The following is a 1018-nucleotide window of genomic DNA, read 5'->3' on the forward strand; positions in this document are numbered from 1 at the left end:
GTGCCCAGCACCACCCGCGCGAACTTCCCCAGCGCGTACGCCTTCTCGTTGGTCAGCCCGCCCCCGCCGAACACCCCCAGCGCGTCCGCGCCGTACTCCGCCCGCGTCCGGGTGAGGTTCCCGGCGATCCGCCCCAGCGCCTCGTCCCAGCCCGCCGGCACGAGCGTCCCCTCGTCCGACCGCACCAGCGGCGACGTCAGCCGCACGCCTGACGAGAGCACCGCCGGCGCCGTCCGCCCCTTGCCGCACAGCGCGCCCCGGTTCACCGGGAAGTCCGGACGCTCGGACACCTCGACGGTTCCGTCGGCGGCGGGCGTCAGGTTCATTCCGCACTGCAGCGCGCAGTACGGGCAGTGGGTGGGCGTGGGCGCGGCGGTGTTCTGCATGCCGCCAGCGTGCGACGTGCGTGTTACGCGTCCGGGCGGCCGTTTGTTACGCCGCCGGGACGGTGACCTCCCCGTCGGCCCCGGGCGGCCGTGAGGGAGACGCGTGCCATGCCGGCTCCGGCGGGCGGCCCGGGGCAGCACTCGTCGGGCGTGATCGCCGGTGGGTCCTGGTCGGCCGACGCGGTCCCGGCCGCCGCCGGCAGCGCGAACAGCCTGGGCAGAACGCCCGGATCCGTCCGCTCAGGCATGCGGCCTCAGCCGGGCGTGCCCAACGCCCGTGACACCCCCGGCTCCTCGGGTCCCAGGAACCGGGGGTCGGGCTCGAACACCGCGTCGAGCGCCGCCTTCCCCGCCGCCAGGACCTCCCGGGCGCCCCCGTAGTACCAGGTCACGTCGCGCACCTCGCCGACCCCGACGCCGTACGACGCCACCCCCGCCTCCTGGCACAGCGCCACCGCCCGCCGGATGTGGAAGTCCTGGCTGATCAGCACCGCCCGGTCCACACCGAAGATCTTCTTGGCCCGGACGCACGAGTCCCAGGTGTCGAAGCCCGCGTAGTCGCTGTCGTTACGCCCCCCCGGGCCCCCGGGCCCGGCCCGGTTTGCGCGCAATGGGTCCGGCGCGGGGGACAC

At 75.5% G+C, this 1018-nt stretch carries 2 protein-coding genes; both read right to left on the reverse strand.

Annotation, left to right across the window (positions count from 1 at the left end):
• A partial coding sequence (locus ACFW2E_RS47840) for a molybdopterin oxidoreductase family protein (protein ID WP_384478688.1) occupies positions 1-386 on the reverse strand: 386 nt, incomplete at its 3' end.
• Positions 387-640: 254 nt separating this feature from the next.
• Positions 641-1018, reverse strand: a 378-nt coding sequence (locus ACFW2E_RS47845; RefSeq protein WP_384478690.1) for a vancomycin high temperature exclusion protein, incomplete at its 5' end; no start/stop codon positions are given.

The sequence above is a fragment of the Streptomyces sp. NPDC058964 genome, assembly GCF_042741275.1.
Classification (GTDB): domain Bacteria; phylum Actinomycetota; class Actinomycetes; order Streptomycetales; family Streptomycetaceae; genus Streptomyces.